This is a genomic window from Kribbella sp. NPDC050470 (assembly GCF_044458365.1).
GTDB lineage: Bacteria > Actinomycetota > Actinomycetes > Propionibacteriales > Kribbellaceae > Kribbella.
Genome location: NZ_JBITHV010000024.1, coordinates 1 through 15,901, shown reverse-complemented (window position 1 = coordinate 15,901; position 15,901 = coordinate 1). Strand labels below are relative to the sequence as shown.

Annotated in this window: 20 protein-coding genes; 13 read left to right on the top strand and 7 right to left on the bottom strand. The window is 69.6% G+C overall.

From position 1 onward, the window contains the following. Nucleotides 1–27: 27 nt before the first annotated feature. Both ACIBGM_RS44250 and ACIBGM_RS44245 read left to right on the top strand, forming a co-directional pair. Nucleotides 28–1,017, top strand: coding sequence for an oxidoreductase (locus ACIBGM_RS44250; RefSeq protein WP_360535119.1), 990 nt, complete (start codon nt 28–30; stop codon nt 1,015–1,017). Between the two features lie 176 nt (nt 1,018–1,193). Then, entirely contained in the window at nt 1,194–1,685 is a 492-nt protein-coding gene (locus tag ACIBGM_RS44245) for a metallophosphoesterase (protein WP_360535117.1), read from the top strand. 134 nt (nt 1,686–1,819) lie between these two features. Here ACIBGM_RS44245 and ACIBGM_RS44240 read toward each other — a convergent pair whose 3' ends face one another. Continuing rightward, nucleotides 1,820–1,975, bottom strand: coding sequence for a hypothetical protein (locus ACIBGM_RS44240; RefSeq protein ID WP_165546543.1), 156 nt, complete (start codon nt 1,973–1,975; stop codon nt 1,820–1,822). An 18-nt stretch (nt 1,976–1,993) separates the two neighbouring features. On the opposite strand from ACIBGM_RS44240, the gene ACIBGM_RS44235 reads away from it, so the two are divergent. The 3 genes from ACIBGM_RS44235 (at nt 1,994) to pyrE (ending at nt 4,496) form a co-directional block, all read left to right on the top strand. Beyond that, nucleotides 1,994–2,626 carry a hypothetical protein gene (locus ACIBGM_RS44235; RefSeq protein ID WP_360535115.1) on the top strand — a complete coding sequence of 211 codons (633 nt, stop codon included), beginning with the start codon at nt 1,994–1,996 and terminating at the stop codon, nt 2,624–2,626. 65 nt (nt 2,627–2,691) lie between these two features. Continuing rightward, entirely contained in the window at nt 2,692–3,936 is a 1,245-nt protein-coding gene (locus ACIBGM_RS44230; protein ID WP_396388981.1) for an exonuclease domain-containing protein, read from the top strand. A 32-nt stretch (nt 3,937–3,968) separates the two neighbouring features. Then, nucleotides 3,969–4,496: an orotate phosphoribosyltransferase gene (pyrE, locus tag ACIBGM_RS44225; RefSeq protein WP_396388980.1), complete on the top strand. Its 528-nt coding sequence runs from the start codon at nt 3,969–3,971 to the stop codon at nt 4,494–4,496. 121 nt (nt 4,497–4,617) lie between these two features. Here the strand turns inward: pyrE and ACIBGM_RS44220 are convergent, their stop codons facing one another. Together ACIBGM_RS44220 and ACIBGM_RS44215 are read right to left on the bottom strand one after the other, a co-directional pair. Further along, complete coding sequence (locus tag ACIBGM_RS44220) at nt 4,618–4,878, bottom strand: hypothetical protein (RefSeq protein WP_360535109.1); 261 nt, start codon at nt 4,876–4,878, stop codon at nt 4,618–4,620. A gap of 77 nt (nt 4,879–4,955) precedes the next feature. Continuing rightward, nucleotides 4,956–5,444, bottom strand: coding sequence for an FBP domain-containing protein (locus tag ACIBGM_RS44215; RefSeq protein ID WP_396388979.1), 489 nt, complete (start codon nt 5,442–5,444; stop codon nt 4,956–4,958). 177 nt (nt 5,445–5,621) lie between these two features. Here ACIBGM_RS44215 and ACIBGM_RS44210 point away from each other — a divergent pair, with 177 nt between their 5' ends. Both ACIBGM_RS44210 and ACIBGM_RS44205 read left to right on the top strand, forming a co-directional pair. Beyond that, nucleotides 5,622–6,173 (top strand): YceI family protein, encoded by a 552-nt coding sequence (locus ACIBGM_RS44210; protein WP_360535105.1) that lies wholly within the window; start codon nt 5,622–5,624, stop codon nt 6,171–6,173. Nucleotides 6,174–6,397: 224 nt separating this feature from the next. Continuing rightward, complete coding sequence (locus tag ACIBGM_RS44205; RefSeq protein WP_396388978.1) at nt 6,398–6,901, top strand: hypothetical protein; 504 nt, start codon at nt 6,398–6,400, stop codon at nt 6,899–6,901. Nucleotide 6,902: 1 nt separating this feature from the next. On the opposite strand, the gene ACIBGM_RS44200 is transcribed toward ACIBGM_RS44205, so the two are convergent. After that, on the bottom strand, nt 6,903–7,448 hold the full coding sequence (locus ACIBGM_RS44200; protein WP_360535101.1) for a hypothetical protein: 546 nt from the start codon (nt 7,446–7,448) through the stop codon (nt 6,903–6,905). Between the two features lie 260 nt (nt 7,449–7,708). On the opposite strand from ACIBGM_RS44200, the gene ACIBGM_RS44195 reads away from it, so the two are divergent. The 4 genes from ACIBGM_RS44195 to ACIBGM_RS44180 are packed head-to-tail and all read left to right on the top strand — an operon-like array spanning nt 7,709 to nt 10,477. After that, nucleotides 7,709–8,284 (top strand): hypothetical protein, encoded by a 576-nt coding sequence (locus ACIBGM_RS44195; protein ID WP_396388977.1) that lies wholly within the window; start codon nt 7,709–7,711, stop codon nt 8,282–8,284. A 25-nt stretch (nt 8,285–8,309) separates the two neighbouring features. Then, nucleotides 8,310–9,479, top strand: coding sequence for a sensor histidine kinase (locus ACIBGM_RS44190; RefSeq protein WP_396388976.1), 1,170 nt, complete (start codon nt 8,310–8,312; stop codon nt 9,477–9,479). Then, a complete protein-coding gene (locus ACIBGM_RS44185; RefSeq protein ID WP_396388975.1) occupies nt 9,454–10,107 on the top strand; it encodes a response regulator in 654 nt (217 codons plus the stop codon). Before ACIBGM_RS44190 ends, ACIBGM_RS44185 begins: the two co-directional genes overlap by 26 nt. A gap of 10 nt (nt 10,108–10,117) precedes the next feature. Then, nucleotides 10,118–10,477, top strand: a complete 360-nt coding sequence (locus ACIBGM_RS44180; protein WP_360535093.1) for an MmcQ/YjbR family DNA-binding protein — start codon at nt 10,118–10,120, stop codon at nt 10,475–10,477. 76 nt (nt 10,478–10,553) lie between these two features. On the opposite strand, the gene ACIBGM_RS44175 is transcribed toward ACIBGM_RS44180, so the two are convergent. The 3 genes from ACIBGM_RS44175 to ACIBGM_RS44165 are packed head-to-tail and all read right to left on the bottom strand — an operon-like array spanning nt 10,554 to nt 12,569. After that, nucleotides 10,554–11,345, bottom strand: a complete 792-nt coding sequence (locus ACIBGM_RS44175) for a MerR family transcriptional regulator (RefSeq protein WP_396388974.1) — start codon at nt 11,343–11,345, stop codon at nt 10,554–10,556. Beyond that, nucleotides 11,342–11,848 (bottom strand): VOC family protein, encoded by a 507-nt coding sequence (locus ACIBGM_RS44170; RefSeq protein ID WP_396388973.1) that lies wholly within the window; start codon nt 11,846–11,848, stop codon nt 11,342–11,344. The genes ACIBGM_RS44175 and ACIBGM_RS44170 overlap by 4 nt, the downstream gene beginning before the upstream one ends. Nucleotides 11,849–11,882: 34 nt before the next feature. Continuing rightward, nucleotides 11,883–12,569, bottom strand: coding sequence for a maleylpyruvate isomerase family mycothiol-dependent enzyme (locus tag ACIBGM_RS44165; protein ID WP_360535087.1), 687 nt, complete (start codon nt 12,567–12,569; stop codon nt 11,883–11,885). Between the two features lie 68 nt (nt 12,570–12,637). Between ACIBGM_RS44165 and ACIBGM_RS44160 the strand changes: the two genes are divergently transcribed. Beyond that, entirely contained in the window at nt 12,638–14,083 is a 1,446-nt protein-coding gene (locus ACIBGM_RS44160; RefSeq protein WP_360535085.1) for a fused MFS/spermidine synthase, read from the top strand. Between the two features lie 52 nt (nt 14,084–14,135). Further along, nucleotides 14,136–15,758 (top strand): phosphoglucomutase (alpha-D-glucose-1,6-bisphosphate-dependent), encoded by a 1,623-nt coding sequence (pgm, locus tag ACIBGM_RS44155; RefSeq protein ID WP_396388972.1) that lies wholly within the window; start codon nt 14,136–14,138, stop codon nt 15,756–15,758. Nucleotides 15,759–15,901: the final 143 nt, after the last annotated feature.

The following is a 15,901-nucleotide window of genomic DNA, read 5'->3' as shown; positions in this document are numbered from 1 at the left end:
TCGGTGGCGCCTGATTGGCTTGCGGGCGTGGAGATTCTGATACTCGGCGGGACCGCTTGGCTGGGTCGTGAGATCGCGACCCAGGCGTTGGCGCGTGGGCATTCGGTCACCTGCGTGGCGCGGGGCGAGAGCGGCGGGGTGGCCGACGGAGCGACTCTGGTCGCGGCCGATCGCAGCCGGCCGGATGCGTACGACGCTGTGCCCGACCGCGACTGGGATGCGGTGTTCGAGGTGTCGTGGCAGCCCGGCTTCGTGCGGGGAGCGCTGGCGGCCTTCGGCGCTCGGGCGAAGCACTGGACGTATGTGTCGTCGGTCAACGTCTACGAGAAGTACGACACGCCGGGCGCCGACGAGTCCGCCGTACTGCGGGATCCGACCGAGCTGGACGTGGTCGACCGGGAGTTGTACGGCGAGGCGAAGGCGGCGTGCGAGGCGGCGTCGATCGAGGCGGTCGGGGACCGGCTGGTGATCGCGCGGGCCGGGTTGATCGGTGGGCCGGGGGACAAGAGCGATCGCTCCGGTGCGTGGGTGGCTCGGGCGGCGCGGGCGCCGGAGCAGCCGATGCTGGTGCCGGACACGCCGGAGCTCTCCACGGCGGTCGTCGACGTGCGGGACCTGGCGTCCTGGTTGCTGGACTGCGCGACGGAGGGCACAACGGGGACCTTCGACACACATGGTCCGGTGGTGCCGTTCGGGGAGTGGATCGAGTTGGTGCGCCAGGTGGGCGGGCACACCGGGCCGGTGGTGCTCGCGTCGCGGGAGTGGCTGGAGGACCAGAAGGTCGAGCAGTACATGGGGCCGGACTCGCTGGCGATGTGGCTGACCGCACCGGGGTACGAAGGCTGGTCGAGTCGCAGCGGGGCGGCGGCTCGGGCAGCCGGTCTGACCCACCGGTCCCGGCAGTCGTTCCTGGAGGACGTGCTCGCCTGGGAGCGCGAGCTCGGCCTGGACCGCGAACGCAAAGCCGGCCTCAGCCCAACCAAGGAGCAGGAGTTGATCCAGTCACTGGAGGCGTAGGCCGTCTCTGGTGCTCCCGCGCCTACTGCGCGGCACTCGGCACGGCACCTCGCCGCACTGGAGCAAAGGCCACGATGGATCCGCATCGAGGCCTTCACTCCAGCACGGCGATGCACCGCACCGAGCACCTGCTCGCGACGGCGCGGGAGCACCAGACACGACCTTAGAGTGGTGGCATGTGGCTGGTACTGATCTCGGACACTCATCTGCCGGTGCGGGCGAAGAAGCTGCCGGAGCCGGTGTGGGAGGCGATCGAGCAGGCCGATGTGGTGATTCACGCCGGGGACTGGGTCAGCGTGGCGCTGCTGGACGAGCTGGAGGCTCGGGCTGCGCGGCTGATCGGGTGCTGGGGTAACAACGACGGTCCGGAGCTGCGATCGCGGCTGCCTGAGGTTGCCCGGGTGACGCTCGACGGCCTGTCGCTCGCGGTGGTGCACGAGACCGGGTCGGCCAAGGGGCGCGAGGAGCGGTGCGAGAAGGCGTACGCGGGCGTGGATGTGCTGGTGTTCGGGCACAGCCACATCCCGTGGGACACGACGAGCCCCGGCGGGCTGCGGTTGCTGAACCCGGGATCGCCGACGGACCGGCGCCGGCAGCCGTACTGCACATATCAGACGGCGACGATCACGTCCGGCCGCCTGAAAGAGGTTGCTCTCCACAACCTTTGACAGGCGTTGCCTGCTGCAACGGTCCTGAGCTGGTCCTGACATGGACGCGGCCGGGCGCGCAGTGGCGACCGCCGTACCACCGAGTTACGGCGTCCCACGCCCGACCGCCCGGCCGACCGACGTCGTTGCGGGAACTAAGCGTTTGCTGCTTCCTTGACCCGGGTCTTGAGGCGGTCGCGCACCTCTTCGGGCGTGTAGGCGCGGCGCTTGCGCTCGCCCCGCGCGATCACCACGCCCGTTGCGGCCACGCCGACGAGCCCCGCAAGTCCTACGACCTTCCATACCTTCATGGCGACTAACCTAGCGATGTGGAGACCCGGATTTCACTGGATGACGCTACGGAACTGACACGAACAGGTGACATTTGGCTGTTCCGCGGCGCCAGCCCGGCCGACCGGGCGATCCAGCTGACCACGAACAGCCCGGTCAACCACGTCGGGATGGCGATCGTCGTCGAGGACCTGCCGCCGCTGATGTGGCACGCCGAGCTGGGCCGGTCGCTGCCGGACGTGTGGACCGGCACGCACCACCGCGGCGTCCAGTTGCACGATCTGCGTGACGCGGTGCTGGTGTGGGCGCGGAAGTACGGTCAGCGCGCGTGGCTGCGCCAGTTGGACCATCCCGTGACGCGGGAGATGGAGGACGCCGTACTGCAGACCGTCGCGCGGTTGGACGGTACGCCGTTCCCGTCGACGGCCCGGTTGGCGTCGAGATGGGTGCGAGGGCGGGTGCCGGCGTTCCGGCGCGGGACGCGGGAGCTCGAGCTGGAGTCGGCGTACTGCGCCGAGGTCGTGGCGGTGACCTATGAGGCGATGGGGCTGCTGCACGGGCGCCGGCCGAACTGGTACGACCCGGGGCGGTTCTGGAGCGGTGACGATCTCAAGCTGTCGCACGGCGCCCGGCTGGGCGAGGAGATCGCGGTCGAGATTCCGGCGGGCTGAAAACTGTCGGCGCTGTGTGATTGGGTTGTTCCGGGTCGGTAACCGAGCCGGAGGAGGCGCCACGGATGTATGCCGTCATCGACACCGAGACGACCGGCCTGCTGCCCACTTATCGGCACCGGGTGATCGAGATCGCCGTAGTTCTGCTCGATGCGCGTGGGCAGGTGGAGCACGAGTGGGTGACGTTGCTGAACCCGCAGCGCGACCTCGGTCCGCAACACATTCACGGGATTCTCACTGCCGACGTGCTGGCCGCGCCGGAGTTCGGTGACGTCGCGCGGGAGCTCGGCGGATTGCTGGCCGGGCGGATGGTTGTCGGGCACAACGTCGAGTTCGACCTGGGGTTCCTGCGGGCGGAGTTCGGGCGGCTCGGGGTCGCCGTACCGCTGATCACCGAGCGGTCGATGTGCACGATGGCGCTGGCCGGTTACCTGTATCCGGGAGCGAAGCGGACGCTCGGCGCGTGCTGCGCGGCGGCCGGGATCTCGATCGAGGGCTGGCACTCGGCGCTGGCGGACACGCGTGCGACGGCCGAGCTGTTCGGGCGGTACTTGCAGGCCTTTCCGTCGCCGCCGCCGTGGCAGTGGGCCTATGAGGAGATCCGGCGGCTGCCGTGGCCGGCGTTGCCGGGAGTGGAGTTCACGCCGACGGTGCGGCCGGTGCATGCGGGCGGGCGGCATGGGTGGATGAGCCGGATCGTGGATCAGCTGCCGCGGGTCCCGGAGCCACCGCAGGCCGACTCGTACCTTGCGCTGCTCGACGGGATCCTTGCGGACCGCGAGATCACCGCGGCCGACGCCGACCAGCTCGTCCAGGTCGCGACCGAGCTCGGGTTGGCACGGTCCGAGGTGCAGGAGCTGCATCGGTACTACGTCTCCGCGCTGGCGGCGGTGTCGTGGGGCGACGGCGAGATCACCGCGGACCAGCGCAGCGATCTCGACCGGGTCGCGGTGATGCTCGGGCATCGGGTGTCCGACGTGGACGACGCGCTGCTGCGGGCGAGCTCGGGGCGGTACGTCGTGCCCGCTCGTCCTGGCGCGCGGGGGTTCCCGCCGGGGAGCACGATGGTGTTCACCGGCGACATGATCGAGCCGCGCGAGGTGTGGTGGGACCGCGCCGTCGCCGCCGGCTTTGCTCCCCAGGAAGCGGTCCGTCCCGACACCACGTTCGTCGTCGCCGCCGACGTGGACAGCCTCTCCGTCAAGGCCCGGGCCGCCCGCGACTACAACATCCCGATCATCTCCATCGAAGACTTCCGCCGCCTCCTCCCCACCACCCCGACCGAGGCCCCCGAGCGCCGCCCCGCCTGAACCGGCCCAAGGGCCTGGGTAGGGTCCGCAGTGTGGAGATTGGGGAGTTGGCGCGGCGGGTTCATGCGAGTGCTCATCTGACCGGGGAGTTCGTGCTGCGGTCGGGGCAGGTCGCTACGGAGTACTTCGACAAGTACCGGTTCGAGGCGGATCCAGTGTTGCTGGACGCGATCGCGGAGGCGATGGTGCCGCTGGTGCCGGCGGACACCGAGGTGCTGGCCGGGTTGGAGATGGGTGGGATCCCGGTGGTGACGGCGCTGGGGCGTCGTACCGGGTTGCCTTGTGCGTTTGTGCGGAAGGAAGCGAAGGCGTACGGGACGCGTCGGCTTGCCGAGGGGGCTGAGACGGCGGGGCGACGGGTGACCATCGTCGAGGACGTCGTCACCACCGGCGGTCAGATCGTGCTGTCCACCGAGGAGCTGCGGGCACGGGGCGCCGACATCGCACACGCCGTCTGCGTCATCAACCGCAACGACACCACGCCGGCACCCCTCACCGACGCCGGCCTCACCCTGCACGCACTCCTCACCGCCGCAGACCTCGCGCCGCACGCCGACTAGGCCTGCGGTCGCGCAGGGCGAGACGGTGCGCAGGGCAAGACGCCGCGCAGGGCGAGACGTCGCGCGGGGCGAGACGTCGCGCGGGGCGAGACGTCGCGCGGGGCGAGACGCGGGGAGCGGATCAGTCCGCTTCGTCGACTGTCTCGCGTTCGATCTCGAAGCGGAGTTGCTTGCCGGAGCGGATGCGTTCGATGGCGGCCAGGCAGGCGGCTTCGCTCATGTGGACGCCGATCTCGCCGAGCTTGTGGCGCAGCACCAAGGCGGCGTCTTCGGGGGAGCGGGCGCTGGACTCGTTGATGGCCTCGATCGTCGTGGCGGTGAGCCGCTCGCGGATGTCCGGGTGAACCTCGTGGATCTCGTGCGTGATTCTGAACTCGGTCATCGCGACTCGCTCTCCTTCTTCGCCCGTGTGGACTTGCCGCTGACTCCAGCGTAGTTCCAGGTACCCATTCCGGGCTCTCAAGCGATGACGCGATTTACGAATCCTTCAACTCGCGCGCTGAGCCGCTCGGCGCGGATCTGCGGGGAGGCGGTTTCCCCCTGCGGCACCTCGAGCTCGCGAAGCCCGCGCAGGTACAGCGAGCAGGCCAGGTCGGCGCAGATGTACAGCCCGACGGTGTTGCCGTCCCGGCCGGCCGAACCGGCGCGCCGGGCCGCGAACAGCGCCACGTCGGTGACCTGGTGCGCGGTGTTGCAGAGGTCGCACAGCCCGGTCCCGCGGCGCGGCTTGCCGGTCGCCTGGGTGTTCAGCGCGACCCCGATCACTCCGCTGTCCCGCCGTACGACGAGGTAGGCGCGGTTGGGCGCCTTCGGGTCGCGCCAGCCGAGGTAGTCGAGTGAGTCCCAGGGCAGCTCGGTGAACCCGCGGGGCAGGGTCATCGCCTTGACCAGGCTCTTGGACGAGTTGACGAACGAGCGCCTGATCTCCTCGGCGCTGAGCGGTTGCACGACGGTCCTCCGATCCTTCGGCCACCCATCACACCTGCCGCGCCGCCGCACCTGCAACCGAATATCCAGCTGGTTGCTACTGGCAACGGCCCTCCACCGGGGGTGGACAACCCGCCGCATTAGGTGAACACTGGACTATGCAATCTTCAACTAATTAGTCCTCTGGAGGAACTGTAGATGGCCAGTGAGTACGCCGCTCTGTCCGGTGACTACACGATCGACACCGCGCACAGCCGGGTCGGGTTCGTCGCGCGGCACGCGATGGTGACCAAGGTACGGGGGTCGTTCGACGAGTTCGAGGGTGCACTGCACCTGGACGGCGAGAACCCGGCCAACTCGTCCGGGCAGGTGACGATCCAGGCCAAGAGCATCGACACCCGCAACAGCCAGCGCGACGACCACCTGCGCAGCAACGACTTCCTCGACATGGACAACCACGCCGAGATCTCGTTCGTGTCGACCGCGGTCAAGCAGGACGGCGACGCCAACTTCACGGTCACCGGGGACCTGACCGTGCGCGGCGTGACCAAGTCGCTGGACATCCCGTTCGAGTACACCGGCTCGGCGACGGACCCGTTCGGCAACCAGCGGGTCGGGCTCGAGGGCTCGGTGGTGATCAACCGCAAGGACTTCGGCGTCAACTGGAACGCGGCGCTGGAGACCGGCGGCGTGCTGGTCAGCGAGAAGGTCACGCTGGAGATCGAGGTCTCGGCGATCAAGAACAGCTGAGCCGCCGAGGCCGGGCGGCCGCGTCGACCGGCGGGGCAGCCGTAGTGACGCCGGGTGTCCAGCGGGTGGAGTTCGAGGGCCCCGTGGGTGACCAAGAGTCATCCGCGGGGCTCTTCTTTTGTGGGTTTGTGGCGGTGGGATCACGATCGGGGTGGGAGTGGTTGGGCGCTGTGCCGGGGTGGGGACACTGGGGTTGAGTGCCGGCTAGGTCGAGGGGTCCGCCGATGATCGACACGAGGTTCGCGCGCTGGTTGGCGCTGCTGTTCGGGCGGCGCCGGGCCGGTCGCCGTACGCCGGAGGCGTTCCGGCCGCGCGGGACGAGTTCGCGGGTGAGCCGGCTGGCGGCGCGGTACGACGCCGAGGTCGACCTCGCGTTGCAGCGGCTCTGGCCGAAGGCGCGGATCTACCACGACCGCGAGTTCACCCGGGACCGGGCCGACTTCCTGCTGGTGGTGCGCGGGCGCGGCGTGATGGTCGAGACGAAGGTGAAGAGCGACCCCGGGGTGTTCCGCGGGTCGACGCTGCCGCCGCTGCTGGATCGGCTGCAGCGTGACGGCCGGCGGCTGGTCGTCGTACTCAATCAGGGCGACCCGACGCCGGCTCGCGAGTTGGTCGCGAGCAGGTTGGGTGACAAGGGCTGTGTCGTCGTCTGGTCCGGGCCGGAGCACGACGCCGACCTTCGTGACGCGGTCGAGGCGCTACTCCACCAGATGGTCCGGCACGCGTGAGTTAGCAGCCGTTCGGGGTGGTGCGGCCGCCGTCGACCAGCCAGCGGGACTGGTGTTGCTCGACGCGCATCTCGTCGAGCCAGCGGGTCGGCGTGGTGGCGGGGAGGACGGCTCGGCCCTTGGAGTCGACGGTGCGCGCCAGGGTGGTGTCGTAGCAGGCGCTGACGATGACGCCGCTGGAGGCGAGGGTGCGCTTGGCCCACAGGACCCTGGTGGCGCCGGTGTTGTGGAGCTTCTTGGTCCGGTAGTGCTTCGCTTGGGCGCTGATCGCCTGGAACAGGTTCGGCGTCATCACGGGCGCGAGTTGCTTGGTCTTGCTGCCGCCGCTGCGCATCATCACGTCGAGGGCGACGCGGTACTCGTAGTAGGCGTTCACGACCGGGTCGGCCTGGCCGGCGCTGCCGACCTGTTCGGTGAGCCCGTTCTTCGACGCCTTCTTGGCGCCCGGGCTGGAGGCGGCGACGTCGGACGACCCGTCGTTGCCGCAGCCGGCCAGCATCACAGCCGGGAGCAGTGTGGCGATCGCCACCAGGTTCCGAATGCGCATGTGGGTCCGAACCTCCTGTCGGGCGCGGCGTGGCCGCTTGCGCCGTCGGGCACCCAGGAGTGCACTGAGCCAGTGCACGCCGTCCGGCACTGACCGTGTAACGCTGTGACACGGACGGTGGTCACTGTGACGTGGATCACAGTTCGATCACGGAGCACCCCCTACCGGGGTACGGGGTGCCGGTTGGCTCCGTGGCCGGATGTCCCGCGAGCCGCTGATTTCTAGCCTCGATCTCAGGACCTGAGAGCTGAGGAGAAGGCATGACGGACACAATCACCCCGCGGCGAACCGCAGCGGGCAGACCGGTATCCGGGCGCAGCACGTTCCACATTCGCTGGGTGCAGTCGATCTGGTACGACGTTCGCCTGGTGATCGTCGGCGCACAGACGATGGCCGACGCCGTGCTGGGGGAGCACCGCACGGAGCCCGAACGGCAGAAGCAGTTGAAGGCAGAGGACGAGGTTGTCCCCATGAGGCCGGGGGTCGTGTTCAGGCATGGGGTGGTGACGGCGGTGCTGGGCGTGGTGAGTTGCTTCCTGGTGCTGTTGCTCGGGATGGCGGTGGTCAGGGGCGCGTTCTACGGGGTGGTGACCGACGGGCCGTACGGGGCGGGGACCTGGGGTGGGCCTACCAAAGTGGGGGCCTGGGCGGTGCATGCGGCGGTTTCGGTGCCGATCATCGTTGGCCTGTTGTTGGCGTTTCGGGGGATTCACCGGCTGCACGTGGCCTCGGTGCGGCGGCTGTACGGGCAGCCCGGGAGATGGGTGCTGCCGGCAACGATTGCGGTGGGTGGTGCGGGGATGTGGCTGATCTGGGTTTGGCTTCAGCAGCTGTGACACCGTGCGGACTAGGGTCCGGAGGGTGAACCGACGATGGAGGTGGGTCGCCGGGCTGGGGGTCGCCGCCTTGGTGTTCCTGACCGCCCTGGACCTGTACCAGCACTACCGCGTCCCGACGAGTGCCGTAGCCGGACTGGCTCTGGCGCGCGGCCTCGGACTGGCGCTCGTCTGGTCGCGTCCCCGAGCAGCCATCGTCGTCTCCCTGCTCGTCACTGCGATCACCGCGGGGCTCACAGTGCCCGACCCACCGAGCGAGCCGTGGCCGTGGGGGACGACAGCAGCGTTTGGTACGTCGTTCGTCCTCGCAATCGCCGGCGCCCGCGGACTGGGTCGACGCGAGCTGGTGGCGTGGTGGGTCGCCACGCAGGCCGTCGGCGCCGGTGCTCTCGCGCTTGCACCGGACAGAGGCAACTGGGCCTCTCTGCTCGTCATGGCCGGCCTGTCAGCGGTCGCGGTCGTCGTTGCCGACCTGCTGCGGTCCAGGAACGAGACACGCCGCCGGCTGGCGGAGCAGGAGGTCATCAGCAAGGAGGAGCGGGCCGAGCGCGCCCGGCTGCAGGAGCGGGCACGCATCGCGCGCGAGCTCCACGACGTGGTCGCACACCACTTGTCTGTCGTGGTCGTCCGGGCGGACAGTGCGCCGCACCGACTCCCGGACCTGCAGGACGACGTACGAGCGGAGTTCGTGGAGATCGCCGACGCGGCGCGGGCTTCGCTGACAGAGATGCGGCGAGTGCTGCAACTGCTGCGCGATCATGAGCTGCCAACGCACGAGCTGGGGCCGCAGCCGGGCCTGGAGCAGCTCCCCGAGCTCGTCGCGACCACGAGGCGAGCGGGAGCGGATGTGCGCCTCGACGAGGGCGTGCCGAGCGGACTGGATCCGGCTGTGGAGTTGGCGGCGTACCGGATCGTGCAGGAGGCACTCAGCAACGCAGTACGTCATGCGCCCAAGTCAGTGGTGCAAGTGACGGTGCGGCGGGACGACCACGCGCTGAAGCTGACAGTTCGAAACGGTCCAGGGCAGTCCGCAGGGCAGCCCGGCAGCGGGCAGGGCCTGGTCGGGATGCGGGAGCGGGTGGCACTGCTGGATGGGAGTGTGAGCAACGGGCCGACCCCCGAGGGCGGTTATCTGGTGGAGGCGGTCATACCGGTGGAGGAGGTGGCGAGTGGCGATCCGGGTGCTCGTGGTTGATGACCAGGAAATGGTGCGGGCCGGGTTCACGGCGTTGCTGAACGCGCAGCCCGATCTCGAGGTCGTCGGTCAGGCCGGTGACGGCGCCGAGGCGGTGGCGCTGGCGGCCGAGCTGGATCCCGACGTGATCCTGATGGACGTCCGCATGCCCGTCATGGACGGCCTCGCCGCAACCCGTCGCATCCTGGAGAATGGGGCCGCACGGGTCGTCATGCTCACGACGTTTGATCTCGACGACTACGTGTATGCGGCCTTGCGTGCCGGCGCTAGTGGGTTTCTGCTGAAGCACTCGACTCCGGACGAGCTGGCCAACGCGGTCCGGGTCGTCGCTGCTGGAGATGCCTTGCTGGCGCCGTCCGTGACGCGTCGGCTGGTGGAGGACTTCGCTCGCGTCCAGCCCGTCGTGCCGATCACTCCGGTCCACCTGACGCCGCGTGAGACCGACGTACTGCGGCTGGTCGCGCGCGGGCTGTCGAATCGGCAGATCGCTGCGGAGCTCGTGCTGGCCGAGCAGACCGTGAAGACGCATGTAAGCAACATCCTGACCAAGCTGGACCTGCGGGACCGCGCGCAGGCCGTGGTCTACGCGTACGAAGCCGGTGTGGTCTCACCGGGCCCACGCCACTGAGGGAGGACGCATGGAGGCGCTCGAACGGCTGCGGGGACTGTGTCTCGCGCTGCCGGAGACGACGGAGCGGCCGAGCCACGGGGAGCCGACGTGGTTCGTGCGGGACAAGAAGGTGTTCGTTATGTTCGCGAACCAGCACCACGACGACCGCGTCGGGTTCTGGTGCGCGGCGCCGCCCGGGGTGCAGGAGTCGCTGGTCGAGGGGGACCCGGAGCACTTCTTCAGGCCGCCGTACGTCGGTCATCGTGGCTGGCTCGGGGTCTACCTCGACGTCGACGGCGTGGACTGGGACCACCTCGAGGACCTGGTCGAGAGCGCCTACCGGCAGATCGCCCCGAAGACCCTGATCGCCAAGCTGGACGCCCTGTAGGCCCTGTCTGGCGGTCCAGCGCCTACTGCGCGGCACTCGGCACGGCTCGCTACGGCGCTGGACCACCAGACACGGCCTAGCTCCAGGTCGCCGACGCCGGGTCGATGCCGTGGGCTGCGGTGTTCGCGAAGATCGTGGCGTGCAGCCAGTCGGTCAGGCCGGGAGCGAGGGAGTCGAAGTAGGTGCGGTAACCGGGCTCGGTGACGAACGTCCGGGCCAGGCAGGCATGCATCGAGTGCGTGCAGTCGAAGTAGCGCGCGAAGGACTCGCGGTGGCGCTCGGCCAGGGCGTTGGCCTCAGCAGAACCAGGTGCGACGCCTGCCATCACAGCCGCCGCCAGTTCAGCGTTCAGCGCCTCCGTGGACGCAGCCACCTCGCGCCACTCGTCCGGAGCGAGTGCGCTCGTCCGCTCGACGTACTGCGCCCACTGCTTGGTGTCGCCCCAGCGGTCCTTGGCCTCCTGCACCCACTCCGGCCGCCAGTCGGTGCCGAAGATCTCGACCTGCTCCTCGGGCGACAGCTTGATACCGGACGACGTCGCCGCCAGCATCCGGTCCACCGCGTGCACCATCGACTCCAGATGGATGATCTGGGAGGTGAGCTGAGCACGCTGCCGACGCAGATGCTCGCGAGCATCTGCAGCCGGGTCGTCGAGCAACCGGCCGATCTCGGCGAGCGGCAGGCCGAGCTCCCGGTACACGAGCACCTGATGGATCCGGGCGATGTCGTCGCCCGAGTAGACCCGGTAGTCGGCCGGCGTGCGTCCGCTCGGCCGGACCAGGCCGACCGCGTCCCAGTGGTGCAGCGTCCGCACGCTGACACCGACCAGGGCGGCCGCCTGGCCGACCGTCAACTCGTCCGAAGTCACGCCCTCAGTTTGTCAGCGGGATGCGGGATCCCGATCTTGCGGAGGTTCTCGGCCTGCGGGCTCGCCGGGTCGAGCGGTCGGGCCGCCGTCATGGTGACTCGGGCGTTCTCCGGCGTGGTCACGGTCAGCTCGACCGAGTTCCACGGCTTCACCTCGGGGCCTTCAACGCAGCCAGGGACCAACTCCGAGCACCGGGCGGCGATCTCGTCGAGTTGGCCGAGGACGGCCGCGAAGTTGATGGCCTGCGCCGAAGCAGCCGGAGCCGGCACCCCAGGCACCAGGAGGACGTCCTGGAACGCCCATCGGCGCAGGTGGGTCACCTGCCCACCGGGCGCCGAGAACAGGTCGATGAACCCGAGCCCCCGGATCCAGAAGTCCTTGGACACCGCGAGCTCCGCGGCCGGGATGGTGACGAACATCGGCATGCCGTAGATCTCCCCGTAGACCTCGGGAGCGGTCGCGTCGAGGGCCGGGATCGGAACAGGACTGGTGTACGTGTTCATGCCTGCGATCGTCGAGCCTGACGCTACGTCAGGGTCAATCCGACAACGGCCGCGCGGCCTGCGGCAGCCGAGGGAGTTGCCGGCTCCACGCCTCGGCGTACTCAGGCGTCGACCACGTCCACGACCGGATCTGCTCGACGCTGCGGCGCCCGAAAACACCCCGGAAGAGCTCGTACGTCGACGTGCGCACCGCCGCGACGGGAGTACCGCGGCCGAGCTCGTACGTGGCGTCGGGTGTCTCCATCGACAGGGTCCCGAAGGCAAAGTCCGACGGATCCGACTCGGACAGCGCCCAATCGAGCGTCGCCAGCCAGAGGTCACGCGGCGGCCGCCCGAACCCCAGGACGCCGTGCAGGTCCGCCTCGTGCGTCCCCGCGTCAGCCCACGGGTTGCAGACCAGCGGGTGCTCGCTCGTCCCCGCCAGGATCACCTCCTCGAGCGCCGGCCCGCTGGCCGCCCACTCCTCGAGTACGGCGTCGATCGGCAGCCGCCGGCGCGCTTCGACCTGCACGGCTGTCCAGGGCGGTTCCGGCGCCCCGTCGAGGTTGCCGGTGGCGAAGTCCGTCGCCACACCGGTCAGATGGGAGACCAGGTCACGCACAGTCCACTCCGGGCAGGCTGGGACAGTGCGGTCCAGGTCGGCCGGGCTCAGGGAACGCACCGCGTGAGTCACCCGTTCCCGGGTCCCGGCGTACAGGGCGGCGCTGGTCGCAGGATCCATGACTACCTCCTTCACAGGACTGACGAACGGGCCCGCTTCAGATCGACAGATAGGGTGACGCGGTGAGCATGGGTGACGTTGGGTCGCGGCTGGCGATCGCGTTGGCGTTCGGCAGTTCGGCGGCCGTGATGGTGCTGGAACTCGTCTCGTTGCGGCTGGTGGCGCCGTACATCGGACTGACGCTGGAGACGAACACGGCGGTCATCGGGGTCGCGCTGGCCGCGATCGCGACCGGTGCCGCGCTGGGTGGGCGATATGCGGACACAGTGTCTCCGCGCAAGACGCTGGGGCCGCTGGTGCTGATCGGCGGCGCTCTGGTGATGCTGATCCTGCCGGTAGTGCGCTGGACCGGTGAGTCGCTGAGCGGCGGGACCGATCTGGTGTTCCTGGTGCTCGCAGTGGCCCTGTTCGCACCGGCCGCGCTGCTGTCCGCCGTGACACCGATGGTGACCAAGCTGCGGCTGGCGACGCTGGCCCAGACGGGAACGGTCGTCGGCCGTCTGTCGGCGTACGCGACCGTCGGTGGCATCGCGGGGACGGTGCTGACCGGGTTCGTGTTCGTGTCGAAGATCCCGATCAGCACGATTGTGCTCACGCTGGGCGGTCTGCTCGTGCTCGCCGGTGCGGTGTTGACCGTCGTACTGCGAGGTGCTCGGACGGCCGTGAAGCCGGTGGCCCTCGCGCTGATCGGCGCCACGCTCACCCTGGTCGCGCCACGGCCGTGTGAGGTGGAGACGGCGTACCACTGCGCCCGGGTGGTGGCCGACCCGAACCGCGAGGGCGGGCGCACGCTGTACCTGGACCAGCTCCGGCACTCGTACGTCGACCTGAACGATCCGACGTACCTGGAGTTCGACTACATCAAGAACTTCGCCGCCGCGATCAACGCCACCTGGCCGGACGACCGGCGGCTGGACGCGCTGCACATCGGCGGCGGTGGCCTCACCATGCCGCGGTACCTGACCGCCACCCGGCCGGGCACCCACAACAAGGTGTACGAGATCGACGGCGCCGTGGTCGAGCTGGACAAGCAGGAGCTCGGCGTCCGGACCGGGCCGGAGCTGGACGTCACCGTCCGCGACGGCCGGCTCGGCATCCGCGCCGAGGCGACGGACAGCGACGACCTGATCATCATGGACGCGTTCAGCGGGGTGTCCGTGCCGTGGCACCTGACCACGCGCGAGGTGGTCGCCGACATCCGCCGGGTGCTGCGCCCGGACGGCCTGTACGTGGTGAACGCCATCGACTTCGGCGAGGCCGCGTTCGCCAAGGCCGAGATCCGGACCCTGCAGGAGGAGTTCGCGCACGTCAGCGTGATCGCCCGGAAGAACGACGAGGGCGGCAACTTCGTGCTGGTCGCCTCGGACCGGCCGATCGACGAGCAGGCGATCGCGTCCCGGCTCGGGCCGACGATGGAGCTGAAACCCGACCTGGACGGTTTCGTCGGCGACGCGCCGGTCCTGACCGACGACTACGCGCCGGTCGACCAGCTGCTGACGCCGTTCACCAGCTGAGCAGGCGACCGCTGGAGTTGTGCTCGCGGGCCCGGGCTTGTTGCATGGCACCATGCACCCACGCGCAGGCCAACCCGCTCAGCCCGAGGACCTCGTCGACGTCGACGCGCTGCTGAAGGCGTACGACGACCTCACCCCGGACGTGGACAACCCCGCCCAGAAGGTCGTCTTCGGTACGTCGGGACACCGCGGCTCGAGCCTGGACGCTGCGTTCAACGAGGCGCACATCCTGGCCATCACCCAGGCGATCTGCGAGTACCGCGCCGGTGAGGGCACGTCCGGGCCGCTGCTGGTCGGCCGGGACAGCCACGGCCTGTCCGAGCCGGCCTGGCGGACTGTGCTCGAGGTGCTGGCCGGCAACGACGTACAGACCCTGGTCGACAGCGCCGACCGGCTCACGCCGACGCCTGGCGTCTCGCACGCGATCCTGCGGCTCAACCGCGGCGCCGGAGCCGGTGCGGACGGCATCGTGATCACGCCGTCGCACAACCCGCCGCGGGACGGCGGCATCAAGTACAACCCGCCGCACGGCGGTCCGGCCGACTCCGACGCGACCGGCTGGATCGCGGCCCGGGCGAACGAGTTGATCGCCGGTGGCAACCGGGAGGTACGGCGCAAGCCGTTCGAGCAGGCCCGGTCGGCGGCGGGGGAGTACGACTTCGTCGGCCACTACGTCGACGACCTGCCGTCGGTGCTGAACCTCGACGCGATCCGCAGTGCCGGAGTGACGATCGGCGCCGACCCGCTCGGCGGCGCCAGCGTCGACTACTGGGCCGCGATCGCCGACCGGCACGGCCTCGACCTGACCGTGGTGAACCCGGCGATCGACCCGGCCTGGTCGTTCATGACGCTGGACCACGACGGCAAGATCCGGATGGACTGCTCCTCGCCGTACGCGATGGCCTCGCTGGTCGCGCAGCGGGACCGGTACGACATGGCCACCGGCAACGACGCGGACGCGGACCGACACGGCATCGTCACCCCGGACGCCGGGCTGATGAACCCGAACCACTACCTCGCGGTCGCGATCTCGTACCTGTTCACGAACCGGCAATGGGGTCCAGAGGTCGCGGTCGGCAAGACCCTGGTGTCGTCGTCGCTGATCGACCGCGTCGTCGCGGACCTGGACCGGCGGCTGTGGGAGGTGCCGGTCGGCTTCAAGTGGTTCGTCCCCGGACTCATCGACGGGTCGGTCGGCTTCGGCGGCGAGGAGTCGGCCGGGGCCAGCTTCCTGCGCTTCGACGGGACGGTCTGGACCACCGACAAGGACGGCATCCTGCTCGCGCTGCTGGCGAGTGAGATCACTGCGGTCACCGGTGAGACGCCCTCACAGGCCCACGCGAAGCTGGTCGAGCGCTTCGGTGCATCGGCGTACTCGCGGGTGGACGCACCGGCCACGCGGGACCAGAAGGCCAAGCTGGCCAAGCTCTCGGCGGATGCGGTCACGGCGACCGAGCTGGCTGGGGAACCGATCGTGGACCGGCTGACCACCGCGCCGGGCAACGGCGCCGCGATCGGTGGACTGAAGGTCACCACCGAGTCGGCCTGGTTCGCCGCGCGCCCGTCCGGCACCGAGGACCTCTACAAGATCTACGGCGAGTCCTTCAAGGGCGCCGAGCACCTGGAGCAGGTCTTCGTCCAGGCGCGCGAGGTCGTCTCGAAGGCGCTCGGCTGATAGACCCTGAAGGGGACCTTTCCTCGGTAGGAGGTGTTGGCAGGGTGTGTGTGGGAGGGGTCAACGTGGAGCACGCGCAGCGTAGCGAGCATGAACGACGTTGATGCCGACGAGCGCAGGCTGATGATGGGCCGTCGAGGGAT

Coding starts and splice junctions, on each gene's coding strand:
- ACIBGM_RS44195 (WP_396388977.1), top strand. CDS start 7,709: ATGACGGACACAATCACCCCGCGGCGAACCGCAGCGGGCAGACCGGTA.
- ACIBGM_RS44180 (WP_360535093.1), top strand. CDS start 10,118: ATGGAGGCGCTCGAACGGCTGCGGGGACTGTGTCTCGCGCTGCCGGAG.
- ACIBGM_RS44170 (WP_396388973.1), bottom strand. CDS start 11,848: ATGAACACGTACACCAGTCCTGTTCCGATCCCGGCCCTCGACGCGACC.
- ACIBGM_RS44245 (WP_360535117.1), top strand. CDS start 1,194: ATGTGGCTGGTACTGATCTCGGACACTCATCTGCCGGTGCGGGCGAAG.
- ACIBGM_RS44165 (WP_360535087.1), bottom strand. CDS start 12,569: ATGGATCCTGCGACCAGCGCCGCCCTGTACGCCGGGACCCGGGAACGG.
- ACIBGM_RS44240 (WP_165546543.1), bottom strand. CDS start 1,975: ATGAAGGTATGGAAGGTCGTAGGACTTGCGGGGCTCGTCGGCGTGGCC.
- ACIBGM_RS44220 (WP_360535109.1), bottom strand. CDS start 4,878: ATGACCGAGTTCAGAATCACGCACGAGATCCACGAGGTTCACCCGGAC.
- ACIBGM_RS44160 (WP_360535085.1), top strand. CDS start 12,638: ATGGGTGACGTTGGGTCGCGGCTGGCGATCGCGTTGGCGTTCGGCAGT.
- ACIBGM_RS44205 (WP_396388978.1), top strand. CDS start 6,398: ATGATCGACACGAGGTTCGCGCGCTGGTTGGCGCTGCTGTTCGGGCGG.
- pgm (WP_396388972.1), top strand. CDS start 14,136: ATGCACCCACGCGCAGGCCAACCCGCTCAGCCCGAGGACCTCGTCGAC.
- ACIBGM_RS44210 (WP_360535105.1), top strand. CDS start 5,622: ATGGCCAGTGAGTACGCCGCTCTGTCCGGTGACTACACGATCGACACC.
- ACIBGM_RS44230 (WP_396388981.1), top strand. CDS start 2,692: ATGTATGCCGTCATCGACACCGAGACGACCGGCCTGCTGCCCACTTAT.
- ACIBGM_RS44200 (WP_360535101.1), bottom strand. CDS start 7,448: ATGCGCATTCGGAACCTGGTGGCGATCGCCACACTGCTCCCGGCTGTG.